General features: G+C 38.3%; 12 protein-coding genes. 11 read left to right on the top strand and 1 reads right to left on the bottom strand.

Annotation, left to right across the window (positions count from 1 at the left end):
- The first annotated feature begins 349 nt into the window (after positions 1 to 349).
- From miaB to hfq, 8 genes are all read left to right on the top strand, one after another.
- Positions 350 to 1,978: a tRNA (N6-isopentenyl adenosine(37)-C2)-methylthiotransferase MiaB gene (miaB, locus tag CEF19_RS01310; protein WP_100404409.1), complete on the top strand. Its 1,629-nt coding sequence runs from the start codon at positions 350 to 352 to the stop codon at positions 1,976 to 1,978.
- The gene (locus tag CEF19_RS01305) at positions 1,978 to 2,400 is read left to right on the top strand and encodes a YlbF/YmcA family competence regulator (RefSeq protein ID WP_100404408.1); all 423 of its coding nucleotides are present in this window, start codon (positions 1,978 to 1,980) and stop codon (positions 2,398 to 2,400) included. Before miaB ends, CEF19_RS01305 begins: the two co-directional genes overlap by 1 nt.
- A gap of 257 nt (positions 2,401 to 2,657) precedes the next feature.
- Complete coding sequence (locus tag CEF19_RS01300; RefSeq protein WP_100404407.1) at positions 2,658 to 3,227, top strand: outer spore coat protein CotE; 570 nt, start codon at positions 2,658 to 2,660, stop codon at positions 3,225 to 3,227.
- A gap of 187 nt (positions 3,228 to 3,414) precedes the next feature.
- A complete protein-coding gene (mutS, locus tag CEF19_RS01295) occupies positions 3,415 to 6,000 on the top strand; it encodes a DNA mismatch repair protein MutS (RefSeq protein ID WP_100404406.1) in 2,586 nt (861 codons plus the stop codon).
- 12 nt (positions 6,001 to 6,012) lie between these two features.
- On the top strand, positions 6,013 to 7,872 hold the full coding sequence (gene mutL, locus CEF19_RS01290) for a DNA mismatch repair endonuclease MutL (protein WP_100404405.1): 1,860 nt from the start codon (positions 6,013 to 6,015) through the stop codon (positions 7,870 to 7,872).
- A gap of 28 nt (positions 7,873 to 7,900) precedes the next feature.
- The gene (locus CEF19_RS01285) at positions 7,901 to 8,674 is read left to right on the top strand and encodes a class I SAM-dependent methyltransferase (RefSeq protein ID WP_100404404.1); all 774 of its coding nucleotides are present in this window, start codon (positions 7,901 to 7,903) and stop codon (positions 8,672 to 8,674) included.
- A 46-nt stretch (positions 8,675 to 8,720) separates the two neighbouring features.
- The gene (gene miaA / locus CEF19_RS01280; protein WP_100404403.1) at positions 8,721 to 9,665 is read left to right on the top strand and encodes a tRNA (adenosine(37)-N6)-dimethylallyltransferase MiaA; all 945 of its coding nucleotides are present in this window, start codon (positions 8,721 to 8,723) and stop codon (positions 9,663 to 9,665) included.
- Between the two features lie 30 nt (positions 9,666 to 9,695).
- The gene (hfq, locus tag CEF19_RS01275) at positions 9,696 to 9,926 is read left to right on the top strand and encodes an RNA chaperone Hfq (RefSeq protein WP_100404402.1); all 231 of its coding nucleotides are present in this window, start codon (positions 9,696 to 9,698) and stop codon (positions 9,924 to 9,926) included.
- Between the two features lie 47 nt (positions 9,927 to 9,973).
- Here the strand turns inward: hfq and CEF19_RS01270 are convergent, their stop codons facing one another.
- Complete coding sequence (locus tag CEF19_RS01270; protein WP_100404401.1) at positions 9,974 to 10,975, bottom strand: tyrosine-type recombinase/integrase; 1,002 nt, start codon at positions 10,973 to 10,975, stop codon at positions 9,974 to 9,976.
- A gap of 140 nt (positions 10,976 to 11,115) precedes the next feature.
- Between CEF19_RS01270 and spoVK the strand changes: the two genes are divergently transcribed.
- From spoVK to CEF19_RS01255, 3 genes are all read left to right on the top strand, one after another.
- Positions 11,116 to 12,069 (top strand): stage V sporulation protein K, encoded by a 954-nt coding sequence (gene spoVK / locus CEF19_RS01265; protein ID WP_100404400.1) that lies wholly within the window; start codon positions 11,116 to 11,118, stop codon positions 12,067 to 12,069.
- 154 nt (positions 12,070 to 12,223) lie between these two features.
- Complete coding sequence (hflX, locus tag CEF19_RS01260; RefSeq protein WP_100404399.1) at positions 12,224 to 13,495, top strand: GTPase HflX; 1,272 nt, start codon at positions 12,224 to 12,226, stop codon at positions 13,493 to 13,495.
- A 4-nt stretch (positions 13,496 to 13,499) separates the two neighbouring features.
- On the top strand, positions 13,500 to 14,756 hold the full coding sequence (locus CEF19_RS01255) for a methionine gamma-lyase family protein (RefSeq protein ID WP_100404398.1): 1,257 nt from the start codon (positions 13,500 to 13,502) through the stop codon (positions 14,754 to 14,756).
- Positions 14,757 to 14,855: the final 99 nt, after the last annotated feature.

The raw sequence follows: 14,855 nt of genomic DNA, 5'->3' as shown, positions 1-14,855 counted from the left end.
CGAGGTTGCCAAGCTACATCTTTAGCATAAGCGGTAGAGGTAGGGGTCTCATTTCTGGGGGCAGAGTGAGAGCAAAAGAAGTTTGTGAGAAAGATGTGAAACCAATTGATAAGACTGAAGCCATAATTGCAACCTGTTTAAATGTTTTTTTTATTTGTTTTTTCTCCCTTATCTTGTTTTGTTAATGCGTCAATGAAACTTGAGGTACTTGGAAAACGGTTCAACAAAAAAGAAAATAAATATCAGGTAAATCTTGACGATTCTTTTACGGCGGTTGAAACTCATTGTTTTTGTAGATAAACCCACGTATAATATAGTATTGAACGTTTTAATAGGAGGAGTCTGTCATATGAATGAAGACCAACGACTTGGACGCCAAGGAAATACAATTGGAGAATCCGAAGAGGACGTAAAATCCTCGAACGGAAAAGCAAAGAAAGATTATAGTAAATACTTCGATTTTTCAAATGCGAAGGTTCTTTCCGAAGAAGATAATAAAAAGGTGATAAAAATTGCAGGAAGAGAGATTTCAATTTTTGATCAGCCTGATTATAAGCAAGGAAAGCGTCGCGGTAAAGAAGAAATTAAAGTGCTACGTCCAGAGGATATTGTTCCTGATGAAATGAAAGGAATTGGACATGGTAAGAAATTTCTAATTAGAACGTATGGCTGTCAGATGAATACTCATGATTCGGAGAACATGGCTGGTCTATTACTCGATATGGGATTTGAATCAACGGAAGAGACCGAAGAAGCTGACGTTATCTTATTAAATACATGTGCTATTCGTGAAAATGCAGAAAACAAAGTCTTTGGTGAAATTGGGCACTTAAAAACATTAAAAGTAGAAAAACCAGAATTAATTGTTGGTGTTTGTGGATGTATGTCTCAGGAAGAAAATGTCGTTAATCGCATTATGCAAAAGCATCAGCATATCGATTTGATTTTTGGTACACATAATATCCATCGTTTGCCACACTTATTACGTGATGCTCTCTATGGAAAAGAAATGGTTATTGAAGTTTGGTCGAAGGAAGGCGACATTGTTGAAAATATGCCTCGTGCTCGTAAGGGAAAGACACTAGCATGGGTAAATATTATGTACGGCTGTGATAAGTTTTGCACGTACTGTATTGTTCCTTACACACGAGGAAAAGAGCGGAGTCGTCATCCGGAAGATATTATCGCTGAAGTTCGTGACTTGGCAAGGCAAGGTTATAAAGAAATTACTCTATTAGGTCAAAACGTCAACGCGTACGGAAAAGACTTAGAGGGTAACAAATTTGGTCTTGGAGAGTTAATGGCTGAAATTCATAAAATTGATATACCACGCGTTCGGTTTACGACGAGTCATCCACGTGATTTTGATGATTATCTAATTGAAGTTCTTGCCCAGGGTGGAAACCTAGTCGAGCATATTCATCTTCCTGTTCAGCATGGAAGTTCAGAAATTTTAAAGCTGATGGCAAGAAAATATACACGTGAGCAGTATTTAGAACTAGCAAAAAAAATAAAGAATGCTATTCCAAATGCTTCGTTTACAACAGATTTAATTGTTGGGTTCCCGAATGAGACCGAGGAACAATTTGAGGAAATGATTTCACTTGTAAAAGAAGTTGAATTTGACGGTGCCTATACGTATATTTACTCTCCGCGTGAGGGAACACCTGCAGCAAAAATGGAAGATAATGTTCCACATGAAGTCAAGAAGGAGAGACTTGCTAGATTAAACGCACTTGTAAATGAAATTTCCGCGAAAAAAAATCTTGAGTATCAAGATAAAATAGTTGAGGTGCTTGTCGAAGGGGAAAGTAAGAAAAATCCAGAAATACTAGCAGGTCGTACAAGAACAAATCGTCTTGTTAATTTTAAAGCACCAAAGTCTCTTATTGGAGAGATTGTCTATGTTAAGGTAACTGAGGCAAGAACATGGTCACTTAATGGAGATTTGGTTGAAATAGCGGAGGTGAGAGCATAATGACAACAACATATACTAGGGATGACATTAAACTAAAAGCTCAAGAATTAGCAAAAATGTTAGCTGAAACAGAAGAAGTAGATTTTTTCAAACGTGCAGAAAAGCAAATAAATGACCATTTAAACGTCCAGGAGCTTATTGCTCAAATTAAGAAACTTCAAAAAGAAGCAGTCAATTTGCAGCATTATGGAAAGTCAGAAGCATTGAAGGAAATTGAAGCTAAAATTGATTCTTTGCATGATGAGATTGATGAAATTCCACTTGTACAAGAGTTTAAACAAAGTCAAGTAGAGGTAAATGAACTTTTGCAAATGATATCAAATACGATTTCTAGGACGGTAACGAATGAAATCATCACTTCTATGGGTGGCGATGTCTTAAAAGGAACAACTAGTAAAAACCCTTATTTTGAGGGGTGTTAATAAGCTATTCCTAAGCCCTCGTATCGTGTATGCGGGGCTTTTGCCTTTTTATACGTAATTCGTGTACTATTTCCACTCCTGCTCACATATCGTGTTATAGATAGTGCTTTGCTTTTATAATCTTTTTTCATTTTCTGCACAATGGTTATTCGCCCTGCATAGAATGACAATGAAGATATTGGCGGAGCGATACTAGCATTGCCGAACGAGTCACCGACCAACTCGGTTTGATATGAGAAAGAGGAGGGTATTGTTACATGTCTCACAAAGGTGAATTTAATTATCGCGAAATTATTACAAAAGCGGTATGTGGAAAAGGTCGCAAGTTCTCAGAAACTATGCACCATATTAACCCTTCCCACAGACCGTCAAGCATTCTTGGCTGTTGGATTATTAATCATAAGTACAGCGCAGAAAAGAAGGGCGACAACGTTGAAGTCCTGGGGAGTTATGACATCAACGTTTGGTATTCGTATAATAAAAATACGAAAACCGATGTTGCGACGCAAACCGTTACTTACACAGATGTCATTCCGCTATCGATGAAAGATGAACATGTACTTTCTGATGAAATGGATGTTATGGCTCGAGCGATTCAACAACCGAATACGCTTGAAGCGACCATTTCAACAAATGGTGCAAATGTGGATGTGCAGGTAGAACGGGAATTTATTGTGGAATGTATCGGTGAAACAAAAGTAGCTGTGGCTGTTGATCCGAATGGCATTCTAGATGAATTGCCGAAGCAGGAGTATGATGATGAGGTGTCTGACGAAGAATTTGAACGTTTAGATCCAAACTTTTTACATGGTGAACTGGATAAATAGTGCGCTCTAGCCAGGAAGATATCCTTTCTGGCTTATTTTTATTCCCTTTGACAGTTCAGAACGTCTCGTTTTGATAAAAAAATCATCATACGGAGGAAATGTATCATAGACAAGTTTCTCCAAATGATTGCTGATTTCGACTATGGTATAATAAAGTATGAACAAGGACGACGTTGGGGGAGTAATGATGGCACAACATACACCGATGATGAAGCAATATTTAGACATAAAGGCACAGTATCAGGATGCCTTTTTATTTTTTCGTCTTGGCGATTTTTATGAAATGTTTTATGAAGATGCAGAAAAAGCAGCGAGAGAATTAGAGATTACATTAACAGGACGAGGGCAAGGGGAAGACCGTATTCCGATGTGTGGTGTCCCTCATCATTCTGCGAATCAATATATGACGAGATTAATTGAAAAAGGCTATAAAATTGCCATTTGCGATCAAGTGGAGGACCCAAAGCTCGCAAAAGGGGTTGTCAAGCGTGAAGTGGTCAAGCTTCTCACGCCAGGAACAATTATGGATGGGAGCATGCTTCAAGAGAAAGAAAATAATTACCTTTGTTCCGTTAGTCAATTTGAGGACGGTTCATTTGGAGTTGCACGATCTGACTTAACAACAGGTGAAAACGCGGTAACGCTCGTAAGTGATATTCAGGAAGTTATTCAAGAGGTGGCGGCTTCCGGGTCAAAAGAGCTTGTCATAAGTTCAGATTTTAATGCTGTAATATTAGCCCAGGTTCAAGCTTCATTAAAGCTGACAATATCTTATGAGGATGAACTAGAGCTAAGCTCAACCTATGACACTATTTGTGCGCGACTAGAACAGCAGAAATTAAAAAAGACTTTTTCAAGACTATTAAACTACTTAATGAAAACACAAAAACGTTCATTGGATCACTTACAGGCTGTCGACTATTATTCAGCTGACTCCTATTTAAAAATAGATTTGCATTCAAAACGCAATTTAGAATTGACGGAGACACTACGTGAGAAAAAGAAACAAGGCTCCTTATTATCCATCTTGGATGATACCGTCACCGCGATGGGAGGAAGACTATTAAAAAAATGGGTTGAGCGCCCTCTTGTTAACCAAATAGAGATTGAGGAACGATTAACTAATGTTGACATTTTTCTTTCGCATTTTTTCGAAAGGGAAGAGCTAAGAGACCAATTGCGTCACGTCTATGATCTTGAGCGATTAGCCGGACGTATCTCATATGGGAGTGTAAATGCACGAGAACTTGTCCAATTAAAGCGATCATTGCAGCGAATGCCAGCAATTATTAGTCAGCTAAAGCAAATGGACCCCCATTTTCAAGGGAAGTGGTTCTCAAGTGAATACTCTTATGAAGAATTAATTGATTTGCTTGAAAGAAGTATTTTAGACGACCCTCCAATTTCTGTTAAAGATGGTGGTATGATACGAGATGGATTTAATGAAGAACTTGATACATACCGGGATGCAAGTGTAAACGGTAAGAAATGGATCGCTGCGTTGGAACGAAAAGAGCGTGAAGAAACCGGAATAAAGTCTCTTAAAATCGGCTATAACAAGGTATTTGGTTATTATATTGAAGTGACTCGTGCAAATATTGCTAATTTACCAGAAGGCCGTTATGAGAGAAAACAAACCTTAACGAATGCCGAACGGTATGTCACTCCAGAGTTAAAAGAAAAAGAAGCCATCATATTAGAAGCAGAAGAAAAAATGGAGCAATTAGAATATGATTTGTTTGTTTCCATTCGTGAGCAAGTTAAAGAATATGTCCATGATCTTCAACAATTGGCTCATACCTTAAGTGAAATAGATGTATTAGCTGGGTTTGCGGCCGTAAGTGACCACCATCATTATGTGAAACCTAGTTTTTCAGCTGAACGAACAATTGCGGTGAAAGCTGGTCGACATCCAGTTGTTGAAACGATGATTAACAAAGGTGACTATGTTGCAAATGATGTTCACATGAACGATGGCCGTAGTATGCTTCTTATAACAGGTCCGAACATGGCAGGTAAAAGTACGTATATGCGTCAATTGGCTCTCATTTCGGTTATGGCTCAAACCGGTTGCTTTGTTCCTGCGAGCGAGGCCAAATTACCAATTTTCGATCAAGTTTTCACCCGGATTGGAGCAGCAGACGACTTGGCTAGCGGTCAAAGTACGTTTATGGTTGAGATGCTTGAAACGAAATATGCTCTAACCAAAGCGACACAGAATAGCTTAATTTTACTTGATGAAATTGGTAGGGGAACTTCGACTTATGATGGGATGGCATTAGCGCAAGCAATTATTGAATTTATTCATGATAAAGTCAAAGCTAAGACTCTTTTTTCAACGCATTACCATGAATTGACATCATTAGAGAATGATCTGTTTGATTTGAAAAATGTCCATGTCTCAGCAATTGAAGAGGATGGAAAAGTTGTATTTTTGCATAAAGTAATTGATGGACAAGCTGATAGAAGCTATGGAATTTATGTAGCAGAACTGGCTGAATTACCAAAGCAAGTAACGGACCGGGCAGAGCAGTTACTAGAACAATTCGAAGAAACTGCCGTTAAAACAAGAACTAAACAGGAACCAGTTTCAGAAGACATCTTACAGCTTTCTTTATTTGCTGAGGATGAACCACCTATCAAGGAAAAACCTCAGCTTTCAAAACAACATGAAAAACACATTATTGAAAAGTTAAAGCAGACAGACGTTTTGAATTTGACGCCGATTGCGGCGATTCAACTTATCAATGAATGGCAGCAACGTCTTAGATAGGAGGCTGATAAGATGGCAAAGATTATAAAACTTGACGATCTTCTTTCTAACAAAATTGCAGCTGGAGAAGTTGTGGAGCGCCCTGCTTCCATTGTGAAAGAGCTTGTTGAAAATGCGATCGATGCAAAGAGTACTCATATCCTTATTGAAATTGAAGAAGGTGGTTTGTCATCCATTCGAATTGTCGATAATGGTGAAGGAATCGAAGACGAAGATGTGGAAACAGCATTCTTTCGACATGCTACGAGTAAAATTAAAACAGACCGTGATTTATTCAAAATTGGCACCCTTGGATTTCGTGGTGAAGCGTTGCCGAGTATTGCTTCGGTTGCTCATCTAACATTGGAAACAGGAATAGGGCAAGGAACAGGAGCGAAAATCGTTCTAGAGGGTGGAAAAGTTACTGACCGTCACGCAGCGAAAACGCGTCAAGGGACAGAAGTGATAGTGACGAATCTTTTTTATAACACTCCTGCAAGGTTAAAGTATTTAAAAACAGTTCATACCGAAGCTGGAAACGTGAGTGATATCATAAATCGTTTAGCGCTTGCTCATCCCGATATTGCCTTTGATTTTTATCATAATGGGAGAGAAGTACTTAAAACGAATGGGAATAATGACAGGAGACAGGTCATTTCGGCGATTTATGGGCGAAGTGTCGCCAAGAATATGAGAGCGATTCATGGTGTGTCCCTTGATTACAAACTTTCTGGCTTTATCGCTCTCCCAGAGATTACAAGAGCCTCTCGTCAATACATGTCGGTTGTCGTCAATGGACGCTATATTAGAAATTACGCGCTAGCAAGAGCGATTCAAAACGGCTATCATACTCTTTTGCCGATAGGACGTTACCCAATTGTAGTTTTATCGGTTGAGATGGACCCATCGCTTATAGATGTAAACGTCCACCCTTCTAAACTTGAGGTTCGCTTAAGTAAAGAGGACGAGTTAAGTGAGCTTATTACAGATACTATAAAAAAGGTGTTCAAGGAAGAAGTGTTAATTCCATCTGTACAAGTTCCTAAACGAGAAAAACCACTAAGTGAACAGGTTGCTCTAGACTTTGAGGAAGAACCTTCTTTATCAAAGGAAGTCTCATCCAATAAAAAGTGGCATGTTCGAGAGTCGATACAGTCTAAGCATGAGTCTGTTCAGGATGTACCTGATTTTCTTCAAAAGAGTCCACCCCCACCTGATGAATGGGTAAATCTATCTCCTAGTGAAGTGACATCTCGTTACGAGGAGAAATCAGGGGTGAATGATGCTGAAGTTTCTGTGTCAAGTGCTACAAGAGTACCTGTTCTGTACCCAATAGGACAAATGCATGGAACATATATCGTTGCACAAAATGAAAATGGAATGTATTTAATTGATCAACATGCTGCTCAGGAACGGATTAAATATGAGTATTTCAGGGGGAAAGTAGCTGAAGTTGAACCAGAACTTCAAGAACTACTTGTCCCGTTTACGATTGAATGCACAAATCAGGAAATGACATTAATTGAGGAACATAAGAAAAAGCTTCAAGCTGTAGGTGTGTTTCTTGAAGAATTCGGACATCAAACCTATATCGTGAGATCTCATCCTACTTGGCTCCCAAAAGGAGAAGAGGAGGAGACGATTCGAGAGATTGTTGAGCAAGCAATGAAACTAAAACATGTGGATATTGCTAAATTCAGAGAGGATGCAGCAATTCTCATGTCATGTAAAGCAGCGATTAAAGCAAACAGGCACTTAAGGCACGATGAAATATTTGCTTTGTTAGAAACATTGAGAAAGACGAGCAATCCATTTACTTGTCCTCATGGGCGTCCAATTCTTATTCACTTTTCAACCTATGAGCTTGAAAAAATGTTTAAGAGAGTTATGTAGACTAGGGTTGTAGAAGGAGAACATGTAAATGATTGTGACTACTGCAAGAAAAGGAGCAGACCAACTCATCCCAAAAGCAGTTATGTTTGCAGAGCAAGTGAATGGACGTTTTGTAAAGCGTGATGAACAATCGGTGGATGCTATGATTGAAAAGTATGGAGAGCATGTTTTAATTGTTGGAAAAGGAAAAATAACTCTCTATCATCAACATTATGCTGAGCCTTTTTTTTATCATCCAAATTCAGCGATGTTCCGAGTTAAACAATATAAAAAAACCAACTATGACCCTTTAATTGAGACAGCTCAACTAGCAACGGGGATGCATTTTTTAGATTGCACTTTGGGACTAGCTTCCGATAGCCTCGTGGCTCAAATAGCTGTTGGCAAAGAAGGTAAGGTTGTAGGTCTTGAGGCAAATCCACATTTAGCCTACTTGGTCAAATATGGTTTAAAGTCTTGGCTAGAAGGCACTCCAGACTTAATAGAAGCAATGAGAGCAATTGAGGTAATCCATACGAATCATTTAGATTATCTTAAAGAGCAAAAGGAGAATGCATTCGATGTTATATACTTCGACCCCATGTTTGAAAATACGGTTACAGCTTCAAAAGGTATTCAAGGTTTAAAAGCGTTTGCGTGTCAAGATACGTTATCAAATGAAATAATCAATGAGGCTCTACGCGTAGCGACTAAACGCGTTGTGCTTAAAGACGATTGGCAAAGCAAACGTTTTGGGCAATTTGGTTTTACTGTTATGCGGCGACAGCATGCTTCGTTTCATTATGGCTATATTCAAGTATAAAAACTTCAAGTACTATGTTTGAAAGCAATCAAAAAGGGAGAAGATGATGAAAGAAAAATTAATAGTCATAGTTGGCCCAACGGCGGTAGGCAAAACGGCGCTTGGTGTTTATTTAGCAAAAGAGCTAAATGGAGAAGTGATTAGTGGTGACTCAATGCAAGTGTATAAAGGAATGGATATAGGCACAGCAAAAGTAACTGAGGAGGAACAGGAAGGGGTTCCACATCATTTAATTGATATTAAAAACCCTGACGAATCGTTTTCTGTTGCAGAATTTCAAGAACGCTGTTTACCCTTAATTTCTTTTTTAAATGAAGAAAGCAAGCTGCCTTTGCTTGTAGGTGGGACAGGTCTTTATGTCAATGCGGTAATTCATCAGTTTGATTTTCTGAAAAAGCCAATAGAGGATACAGATTACCGTCAAAGTTTAGAGCAATTTGCAGCTGAATATGGTGCGGAAAAACTTTATCAAAAACTACTTGATGTTGATGAAGGGGCTAGTGAATTAATTCATCCAAACAATATTAGGCGTGTGATTCGTGCGTTAGAGGTATATCATACAACAGGGATACCCTTCTCTTTGCAGCAAACAGAAGAGAATGTTCAGTCTCCATACGATGTTATCATGATTGGTCTGACACTTGACCGAAGCGAATTATATAGCCGAATTGAACAACGTGTTGATAAGATGATAGAGGACGGTTTATTTGAAGAAGTAAAGATGCTTTTTGACAAGGGGATTGATAATTGCCAATCCATTCAAGCAATAGGCTATAAAGAAATTTATGATTACTTTAAAGGAAACAGTTCCAGGGAAGAATCGATACATAGACTAAAACAAAATTCAAGACGATATGCAAAGAGACAGCTTACATGGTTTCGAAATAAGGCGAATGCGACGTGGTTTGATATGACAAATCAATCAAAAGATGAAATATTTCATGAAATCCGTAAATTCGTTGAAGGAAAATTACAGCAAATATCGAAATAAAGAGATAGACAATTTGAGGAGGACAAATCGATGAAACAACCTATTAATATCCAAGATCAGTTTCTAAACCAACTACGTAAGGATAATATTTCAGTAACGGTATTCTTGCTGAACGGGTTCCAGCTTCGTGGACACGTGAAGGCTTTTGATAACTTTACAATTATTTTAGAAACGGAAGGTAAGCAACAGCTTGTTTACAAACATGCCATTTCAACATTTGCTCCTCAACGAAACGTTCAACTTAAGTCAGAAACAGAGTAATAATGCTAAAAACCCTTCGAAAAAAATGTCGAAGGGTCTTTTTTTCTTTACATATAATCTTCAGGCAATAATAGATTAAGGTTTTTTTTCGGCATGAATTTAATGGTATAGAAATAACGTTGTAAAGAGAGTGGATTACGAAAACCGAGATTTTGGACAAGGGTGTCAATGTCAATTTTCTTAATAAGATTTCGCAATATATAGGTATTTCGTAAATGCTGTGCTGATATGCCCTTCCGTAAACCTGCGCGAGCTACTTCGAGCCGAAGCATTTTTTGAATAGCGATTTCTGTTAATGCTTTTGGCTGGTCGGCTTCATAGGACCAGCGAAAAGTTCCTCGTTGAAAATCATAAGCAACAAAGAAAGGATCCGAACTATAAAGGCGTGGTCTAACAGGTTCGGGTATCGTTGAATAATAACCATATGCAAGTTGTTTATCACTTTTACTTAAGTGAACAATTCTTCTTGAGCGATCATGATTCTCAATGATTAATTCATTTTTTTCAAAACGAATATCGTGCATTGTAAGTTGAGCTGTTTCCTTAAGGGAAAGCCCATAGCTCAGAAAGAAACGAATAATTAATTCATTTCGACCTGAAAAATGAGGGCGTACTTGTTGTTGTTTCTCACTAAGCCCGTGCAACGATGAAATTGTAGATATTAGGATTTTTTCTTCATTGTAAGAAATCCATTCAGAAGTTTGTAGAGCTGTTTGTTTTAAATCCGGAGGAGAATAAGAAAAAATGGCATGCGTTTTAACAGAATGAGAATGAGAGAGCGCTAGTTGTTTTAAGACGGAATAAATACGTCGAACGGTCCTAACTTTATAGTCTCGCTTCTTAATAAGATATGTAAAAAACTGTTCTATCATCGCGGGGGTTAAATTTTTCCACGCCTCGAATGAGCGTGTACCACTATTAATCTCAAGCCATTCGAAGAAATCCAATAAATCATACGTATACCGTTTAATCGTCGAAGGTTGTCTATCTTTTTCAGTTAAATCTTGTATAAAGTCATCAGCAAATGAAGGTAATGCTTTTTCATTCATACTTTAAATCCTCACTTTCTATACATAAGTATAGCAGATTTTCTAAGAATGCTTATGGAAAGAAATAGGCAAGAGTCACAAATTTGGGCTTACTGCGTATACTATGAGTAAGGCGCGTGAATCATTGAAGGGGTGACATCATGAGTAACCCAATGCATACAAGAAAAAATGGACGAATTAATGTTGTACTTAATCATAAACAAAATAAACAGGAGCAAACAAGTAATCCGCTTTTACTAACTGAAGAGGAAAAAGAGAAGCATCAAATATTAGAAAACTTTGAAAAGGAATTAGAAGAGTATGTTGGTTTAGGAGAGGTAAAAAGACTAATCAAGGAAATCTATGCCTGGCTTTACATCAACCGTTGTCGGGAAGGGCATGGGTTAAAAACATCCAAACAAGTATTTCATATGATTTTCAAAGGGAATCCAGGAACAGGGAAAACGACCGTCGCACGGCTCATCGCAAAGTTTTTTCATGAGATGGAAGTATTGGCAAAAGGACAATTAATTGAGGTTGAACGCGCTGATTTGGTGGGAGAATACATTGGTCATACTGCACAAAAAACAAGAGAAGTGATAAAAAAAGCTAGTGGAGGCGTGTTATTTATTGATGAAGCGTATTCGCTTTCAAGAGGCGGAGAAAAAGACTTTGGCAAAGAAGCGATTGATACTCTAGTTAAGGCAATGGAAGACCAACAGCATGACTTTGTGCTAATATTAGCTGGTTATTCAAGAGAGATGGATTATTTTCTCTCATTAAACCCTGGTTTGCCTTCTCGTTTTCCAATAGCGATAGACTTTCCGAATTACACAACGGATGAATTAATGGAAATGGTTCGTCGCATGATTAATGAGAGGGAGTATGAGTTAACGATGGAAAGTGAGCGACATGTGAAGGAGCATTTAAAAAAATTAAAACTCGAACAGGAACGAACATTTAGCAATGGTCGTTATATTCGTAATATTATAGAGGAAGCCATTCGCATTCAAGCTGTACGATTGCTCCGACAAGGATTATATGATCGAGATTCTTTAGTAACAATTATGAAAGAAGATTTTAATTTTGACACGTCTCATGTTAAGCTTAATTAAATGTGTCGATGCCGGGTGAAGACTCGGCTTTTCTTAGTGTTTAGGAAACCACAATTTTCTAGTCAATAGTCAAGAAAAGGCTGCTGCGCAACTCTAATGCATTCAAAATAAAAAAGTTAACAATAATTGTATAGCATAAAAAGGTGGGATAATATTGCAAGATGTAAAGAGAGAAACGCTAGAACGGGTTATATTAGTTGGATGTAATATTCAAAAAACAGAGGATGAATTTGAACAGTCAATGAATGAGCTCAAAAGTCTAGCGGAAACAGCCAAAGGAACGGTGGTCGGTGTGATTGACCAAAAAAGAGACAGAGTAGAATCCTCAACCTATATTGGAAAAGGCAAGGTACAAGAGCTCACGGCATTAATTGAAGAGTTAGAAGCTGATATTGTTATCTTTAATGACGAATTAACATCAAGTCAAATGAGAAATCTTCATCAACAGTGCAATGTTCCAATAATAGATAGGACTCAACTCATACTTGATATTTTTGCATCACGTGCACGTTCAAGAGAAGGGAAACTTCAAGTTGAATTAGCTCAGTTAAGTTATATTCTTCCACGTTTAATGGGACAGGGACAAGCACTCTCAAGGCAGGGCGGAGGAATTGGAACTAGAGGTCCAGGTGAAACTCAGCTTGAAACAGATCGTCGCCATATCCGACGTAGAATGAATGAGATTGAAAGACAGTTAAAAACCGTTGTCGATCATAGAGAGCGTTACCGTGACCGTCGTAAGCTAAATTCATCAGTTCAAATTGCTATCGTTGGGTATACGAACGCTGGAAAATCAACGATATTAAATCGGTTGACAGAAGCCGGTACTCTTGAAGAAGATAAACTCTTTGCTACTCTAGACCCGACTACACGAAAACTATCCCTACCGAGTGGGTTTTCTGTGTTATTATCAGATACAGTAGGATTCATTCAAGATTTACCGACTACACTTATCGCTTCGTTTAAATCGACCCTAGAAGAGCTTCAGCAAGCTGATTTTCTCTTGCATGTCGTTGATTGTTCAAATCCGGACTACGATCAGCATGAAAGAACGGTTCGAAAGTTATTCCTTGAGTTAAAAGCGGATGCAATTCCACAATTAGTCATCTATAATAAGAGTGACAATGAAACAGAGGATTTTATTCCGAATCATCGTGAAAAGTCTTTACAAATAAGTGCTTATAATGAAAAAGATTTATCACGATTATTATGTGAAATAGAAAATGAGATAAAAGCTCTAATGATTCCCTACTCTTTGACGATACAATCGACAGAAGGTAAATTACTTTCCCAGTGTCGACAGGAGACGATTGTTGTAAAACAAGAATGGGATGAGAAAGAGCATTATTATCATGTAGAAGGATTTATGCTCCCTGAATCAGCTCTTGGGCATATTTTTTCCGGTAGGATGAAAGAGAAGGAGTAAATAGATGTTTGAATTATTAAGAAACCAACAAACAATCGAACCTCTTGTTCGAGAAGTAGAAGAGCAAATTACAAGTCATCATCAGGAAGTTGATACCATTGCTCTTAAGAACCAAGCACGTGTAATGAATGCTTTTAAAGAAAATCAGGTTTCAGATTTTCATTTTACTCCTTCAACAGGGTATGGGTATGATGATGCTGGAAGATCAACATTAGAAGATATCTATGCGCAGGTGTTTGGAGGAGAATCCGCTCTTGTTAGACCACAAATCATTTCAGGAACGCACGCTATTGCAACTGTTCTTTTTGGTCTCCTTCGTCCTGGAGACGATTTATTATATATTACTGGAAAGCCATATGATACCCTTGAAGAAATCGTCGGAATCCGTGGTTCAGGACAAGGGTCACTGAAAGAATTCCAAATTGGTTACCAAGCGATTCCCTTAACGGAAGAAGGTTGGATTAATATAGAGTTGATTCGTCAATCGATTACAGATAAAACAAAAGTAATTGGCATACAGCGCTCAAAAGGATATGGTGATCGACCTTCATTTACAGTTAGTCAAATTGGAGAAATGGTTCGACTAGTTAGAGCAGTGAAAGAAGATGTTATTATTTTTGTCGATAACTGCTACGGTGAGTTTGTAGAAACATTAGAACCCTGCCATGTAGGAGTTGACATTATGGCTGGTTCGTTAATTAAAAATCCGGGTGGTGGGATTGTTAAGACTGGGGGGTATATTGTCGGAAAAGCCGGGCTCGTTGAAGGCGCTTCATTTCGTTTAGCGGCACCAGGGATTGGTGCGGAAGGTGGAGCAAGTCTATATAGCCTTCTCGAAATGTATCAGGGATTTTTTCTTGCTCCTCATGTCGTGGCTCAAGCGGTGAAGGGAGCCATATTTACAGCAGCCTGTTTAGAAAAAGCTGGTTTGAATACAACTCCACATTGGGATGAGCGTCGAACTGATTTAATTCAATCGGTTCGATTTAAGAATGCAGAGCAGATGATTGCTTTTTGTCAGGCAATCCAAATGGCATCACCTGTGAATTCCCATGTTGTCCCACATCCAAGTCCAATGCCAGGCTATGAAGATGATGTGATAATGGCAGCAGGGACCTTCATTCAGGGGGCAAGCATTGAACTAACAGCTGATGGACCTATTCGTCCACCATATATCGCTTACGTACAAGGCGGCTTAACCTACGAGCATGTCAAGATTGCTGTTATTCAAGCTTTAGATCACTTGTTATCTTCTAAATAAACCTTGGATAAGGTTAAGTTTGTGTTCAAATTAATTATATGTGAAGTTAGGTGACGTTTGATTGACATCTGATCGACCGTTTAGTAACATAAATAGTGG

This window comes from Bacillus solitudinis (genome assembly GCF_002797395.1).
Taxonomy (GTDB): domain Bacteria; phylum Bacillota; class Bacilli; order Bacillales; family Bacillaceae_D; genus Halalkalibacter_A; species Halalkalibacter_A solitudinis.
The sequence above is the reverse complement of the archived record's forward strand: the minus strand, read 5'-3'. Positions and strand labels throughout refer to the sequence as shown.

Bases quoted from the DNA above. Each gene is read 5' to 3' on its own strand.
- hfq (WP_100404402.1), top strand. From the start codon at position 9,696: ATGAAACAACCTATTAATATCCAAGATCAGTTTCTAAACCAACTACGT.
- CEF19_RS01305 (WP_100404408.1), top strand. From the start codon at position 1,978: ATGACAACAACATATACTAGGGATGACATTAAACTAAAAGCTCAAGAA.
- mutS (WP_100404406.1), top strand. From the start codon at position 3,415: ATGGCACAACATACACCGATGATGAAGCAATATTTAGACATAAAGGCA.
- CEF19_RS01285 (WP_100404404.1), top strand. From the start codon at position 7,901: ATGATTGTGACTACTGCAAGAAAAGGAGCAGACCAACTCATCCCAAAA.
- CEF19_RS01270 (WP_100404401.1), bottom strand. From the start codon at position 10,975: ATGAATGAAAAAGCATTACCTTCATTTGCTGATGACTTTATACAAGAT.
- miaB (WP_100404409.1), top strand. From the start codon at position 350: ATGAATGAAGACCAACGACTTGGACGCCAAGGAAATACAATTGGAGAA.
- mutL (WP_100404405.1), top strand. From the start codon at position 6,013: ATGGCAAAGATTATAAAACTTGACGATCTTCTTTCTAACAAAATTGCA.
- spoVK (WP_100404400.1), top strand. From the start codon at position 11,116: ATGAGTAACCCAATGCATACAAGAAAAAATGGACGAATTAATGTTGTA.
- miaA (WP_100404403.1), top strand. From the start codon at position 8,721: ATGAAAGAAAAATTAATAGTCATAGTTGGCCCAACGGCGGTAGGCAAA.
- CEF19_RS01300 (WP_100404407.1), top strand. From the start codon at position 2,658: ATGTCTCACAAAGGTGAATTTAATTATCGCGAAATTATTACAAAAGCG.
- CEF19_RS01255 (WP_100404398.1), top strand. From the start codon at position 13,500: ATGTTTGAATTATTAAGAAACCAACAAACAATCGAACCTCTTGTTCGA.